This window comes from Polaromonas sp., from assembly GCF_018780625.1.
Taxonomy (GTDB): Bacteria; Pseudomonadota; Gammaproteobacteria; order Burkholderiales; family Burkholderiaceae_C; genus Polaromonas.
This window is the reverse complement of the sequence record NZ_JADMJK010000071.1, coordinates 14,488-19,146: the sequence shown is the minus strand read 5'-3', so window position 1 is coordinate 19,146 and position 4,659 is coordinate 14,488. Positions and strand designations below refer to the sequence as shown.

The window sequence follows — 4,659 nt, the reverse complement described above, 5'->3', positions numbered from 1 at the left end:
AGTTCAGCCCCCTCGGGGGGCAGCGCATGACACGCAGTGCGAAGCGTGGGGGCCACATCCTTATCTGCCCGACCGGGTAAACACAAAAATCCCGGCGATCACCAGCACGGTGCCGGCCGCCACCCAGGCAGTGAAGGGTTCGCCCAGAATCACCGCACCCATCAAAATCGTGGACAAGGGGCCGACCATGCCGGTTTGTGCCGCCAGGCTGGCGCCAATACGCTCGATCGCCATCATCACCATCAGCACGGGCACCGCCGTGCACAGCGTGGCATTGAGCAGCGACAGCCAGATCACTTCGGGCGCCACGGCGGCGGCGCTCAGGGGCCTGAGCAGCACAAACTGCAGCAGGCAAAGCAGGCAGGCGACCGTGGTGGCCAGCCCCACCAGCCGCAGCGAACCCAGGCGCTGAACCAGCTCGCCGCTGTAGACCAGATAAGTCGCATAGCTGATGGCGCTCAGAAACACCAGTAAAGCGCCCAGCGCCGCTGAAGCCGCATCGTCGCCCTGCAGCGTGATCTCGTGGCCAAACACCAGCACCACGCCGCAGTAGCTGATGGCCATGCCCATCATTTGCCGAGGCGTGATGCGCCGCTTGTACAGCACCAACCCCATCAGCAGGACCAGCGTGGGATTGAGGTACAAAATCAGCCGCTCCAGCGAGGCGCTGATGTGCGCCAGCCCGGCAAAATCAAGAAAGCTGGCCAGGTAGTAGCCGGTAAACCCCAGCCAGACCACGCCCAGCCAGTCCTTGCGCGTCAACGCGGCTTTGCCCCGGCTGGCCCACCACGCCATCACCGCAAAAATCGGCAGCGCAAACAGCATGCGGTACATGATCAGCGTCACCGCGTCGACGCCATGGCGGTAGGCCAGCTTGACGATGATGGCCTTGCCGCTGAACGCGATGGCGCCCAGGGTGGCGAGCGCCAAGCCAATAGCTATGCTTTTAGGAGCATCCTGCACCCGCGCGCCTTGTGCCGAAGGGCTATTTGTTTCTGAACTATTACTCAAAATGTCTTTTTGGAAATCCGCATGCTGCCAAGTGTCGCACGGGCCCTGCGGCCAGCGTCATAGGCCATCGGCGCGGCGCTCACCTTCATTGGCGAGGGCAAGTGCCGAGGGCCCCTGACCAGCGGAGCACGCCAGCATGTACTGGAATGTCCCGCCCGCCAGGGGCCCTCTTGATCACCGGGTGTGACGCCGGCCAGGTGCGCGCCGTTACTCCTCGACGAAAGCTTCTTCCCGCTTGTTCTTCACGGCGGGCAGCAGCACGATGATCAGCATCAGGGCACCGGCTGCCAGCAAACCGGCCGACAGCGGACGGGTCACAAACACGCTCCAGTCGCCACGCGACAGCAGCAGCGCCCGGCGCAGGTTTTCTTCCATCATGGGGCCCAGGATAAAGCCCAGCAGCAAGGGCGCCGGCTCGGCACCCAGCTTGACGAAGATGTAGCCAACCACGCCGAACAGACCCACCATCCAGACGTCCCAGGTGTTGTTGTTGGTCGAGTACACGCCAATCGCGCAGAACAGCACAATCGCCGGGAACAGGTAGCGATAAGGCACGGTCAGCAGCTTGATCCAGATGCCGATCAGCGGCAGGTTCAGGATCACCAGCATCGCATTGCCAATCCACATCGAGGCGATCAGGCCCCAGAACAGCTCCGGGTTGCTGGTCATGACCTGCGGGCCCGGCTGGATGTTGTGAATCGTCATCGCGCCCACCATCAGGGCCATCACAGCGTTAGGCGGAATGCCCAGCGTGAGCAGCGGAATGAAGGAGGTCTGCGAGCCGGCATTGTTGGCGGACTCAGGCGCGGCCACACCGCGGATGTTGCCCTGGCCGAAAGGCACTTCGCCCGGCTTCATCTTCATCTTCTTTTCCAGCGCATAGGCCGCAAAGGCCGACAGCAAGGCACCGCCGCCAGGCAAGATGCCCAGTGAGGAACCGAGCAGCGTGCCGCGCAGCACGGCAGGCGTCATGTCCTTGAAATCCTGCTTGGTTGGCATCAGGCCCGAGACCTTGGCCGTGAACACTTCACGCTCATGCTCTGGCTGTGCCAGGTTGCTGATGATCTCGCCGTAGCCGAACACGCCCATGGCGATCACCACAAAGCCGATGCCGTCGGTCAGTTCAGGAATGTCAAAGCTGAAGCGGGCCACGCCCGAATTCACGTCAGTGCCGACCAGGCCGAGCAGCAGGCCCAGCACGATCATCGCAATCGCCTTGAGCAGCGAGCCCGAAGCCAGCACCACCGCGCCAATCAGGCCCAGCGTCATCAACGCAAAATACTCGGCAGGGCCGAACTTGAAGGCCAGTTCGGTCAGCGGAGGCGCAAACGCCGCCAGAATCAAGGTGCCGACGCAACCGGCAAAGAACGAACCCAGACCAGCCGCCGCCAGCGCGGGTCCGGCCCGGCCTTTTCGCGCCATCTGGTAGCCGTCAATACAGGTGACGACCGAGGACGATTCTCCCGGTAGGTTCACCAAAATTGCCGTGGTGGAGCCTCCGTATTGGGCGCCGTAGTAAATGCCGGCCAGCATGATCAGTGCCGACACAGGGGGCAGCGCGTAGGTGGCGGGCAGCAACATGGCGATGGTCGCAACCGGACCAATGCCGGGCAGCACGCCAATCAGCGTGCCCAGAATGCAGCCGACCAGGCAGTAAAGCAGGTTGATCGGCGTGAACGCCACGCCAAAACCCAGTGAAAGATGCTCAAATAATTCCATTATCTTGTCTCCTTAGCCGGTGATGAAGGCGGGCCATACCGGGAACTGCAACTTGAGCGCCAGCACAAACGCGAGGTAACTTCCCACGGCAAGCACTGTGGCCAGAATGAAGGTATTTTTGAACTTCCAGCCGGTCTCGGCCATGCTGGCAATGAAGGTCAGGGCGTAAATGGCCACGATCATGCCGAAAGCTGGAAACTTGATGATGGGCAGGCCGGCCAGCAAAACGCCAAACACCAGATTGGCCAGAATAATGAAAAACAGCGGCTTCCAGGCCCATTTTCCAATCTTGTCGCCGCCGACCGTCTCGACCACCAGCGCCTTGAACGTGATGGCAGCGCCCAGAATCGCCATCAACACACCCAGCATGAGCGGAAAGTAACCAGGCCCCATGCGTGCGCCGTTGCCGACGCTGTAGGTCGTTGCGCCCCATGCGAACGCCACGCCGACGCCCATGAACATGAGGCCGGAAAAAAAGTCTTTTTGACTCTTGATATTCACGGGCTGTCTCCTCTATAAAAGAATTAATCGATGGATTCTGCATTCAAAGACACGTGCCGGCCATGTGGCTTTCACTTACATCGGGTTTACCCCGCCTCCCTGGCGCCCCGAAACGCCTCAGGACAGCGGCGGCGTTGAGGCCAGGATTTCTTCTACCGTGGTGACGCCTTCCGCCACCTTCCGGGCACCCGCCAGCCGCAGCGGACGCATGCCATCGGCGATGGCTTGCCGGCGCAGTGCATCGATGCTGGGCTCTTTGGAGACCTTCTCCTTGAAACCCTCTGTCACGGTCAGCAACTCGTACAGGCCCATGCGGCCGCGAAAGCCGGTCATGCGGCAGTCGACGCAGCCCAGCGCCTTGTAGGGCCGATAGCCGCCGCTGACTTGCCAAGGTTTGACCAACTCTGCCAGCGTCTCCCGCGAGGTGCTTTCATCCGGCTCGCGGCACTGGTTGCACAGGGTGCGCACCAGCCGCTGCGCCAGCACGCCAAGCAAGGTCGCATTGATCAGGTAAGACGGCACGCCCAGCTCCATCAGGCGCGAGACCGCCGAGGGTGCGTCGTTGGTGTGCAGCGTGCTGAACACCAGGTGACCGGTCAGCGCGGCCTGCACCGCCATTTCCGCCGTTTGCAGATCACGGATTTCCCCCACCATGATGATGTCCGGGTCCTGCCGCATCAGGGCGCGCAGCCCTTCGGGAAAGCCGAAATCCAGGTGCGACTGCACCTGCGTCTGATTGAACGCTGGCTCAATCATCTCGATCGGGTCTTCAATCGTGTTGACGTTGACCTCTTCGGTGGCCAGCCGCTTGAGCGTGGAATACAGCGTGGTGGTCTTGCCCGAGCCGGTCGGGCCGGTGACCAGCACAATGCCATGGGGCTTTTTGACCAGTTGCTCCCAGCGTTCGGCGTCGTGCGGCGAAAAGCCCAGCGCATCGAGGTTCTTGACCGTGGTGTCGGGGTCAAAAATACGCATCACCATTTTTTCGCCAAAGGCCGTGGGCAAGGTCGACAGGCGCATTTCCACCTCGTCGCCACGCGGATTGCGGGTCTTGATGCGGCCGTCCTGCGGGCGTCGTTTTTCGACCACATCCATGCGCCCCAGCAGCTTGATGCGCGCCGTCATGGCACTATGCACGCCCATGGGCAACTGGTAGACCGGGTGCAGCACGCCGTCGATGCGAAAGCGGATCACGCCCTGCTCGCGCCGCGGCTCCAGGTGAATGTCGCTGGCGCGCTGGTCAAAGGCATATTGCCAGAGCCAGTCCACCACCTGCACCACGCCCTGGTCGTTGGCGTCCAGCGGCTTGTTGCTGCGGTTCAGTTCCACCAGTTGCTCAAAGCTGGCGCTGCCCGAACCACTGCCCGACTTGAGCGCGGCCTTGACGGACTTGGCCAGCGCAAAGAATTCGGCCGTGAACTTGGCGAC

The 4,659-nt window shown here is 62.0% G+C and carries 4 protein-coding genes; all 4 read right to left on the bottom strand.

What is annotated here, in order from left to right; translation table 11 throughout:
* Positions 1 to 60: 60 nt before the first annotated feature.
* Complete coding sequence (locus IV091_RS06525) at positions 61 to 963, bottom strand: DMT family transporter (protein ID WP_293466681.1); 903 nt, start codon at positions 961 to 963, stop codon at positions 61 to 63.
* 255 nt (positions 964 to 1,218) lie between these two features.
* A complete protein-coding gene (locus IV091_RS06520; RefSeq protein WP_293466679.1) occupies positions 1,219 to 2,730 on the bottom strand; it encodes a tripartite tricarboxylate transporter permease in 1,512 nt (503 codons plus the stop codon).
* Between the two features lie 12 nt (positions 2,731 to 2,742).
* Positions 2,743 to 3,231, bottom strand: coding sequence for a tripartite tricarboxylate transporter TctB family protein (locus tag IV091_RS06515; RefSeq protein ID WP_293466677.1), 489 nt, complete (start codon positions 3,229 to 3,231; stop codon positions 2,743 to 2,745).
* A 117-nt stretch (positions 3,232 to 3,348) separates the two neighbouring features.
* Positions 3,349 to 4,659: GspE/PulE family protein (locus tag IV091_RS06510; RefSeq protein WP_293466675.1), on the bottom strand; the 1,311-nt coding region annotated here is incomplete at its 5' end.

Coding starts and splice junctions, on each gene's coding strand:
- IV091_RS06520 (WP_293466679.1), bottom strand. CDS start 2,730: ATGGAATTATTTGAGCATCTTTCACTGGGTTTTGGCGTGGCGTTCACG.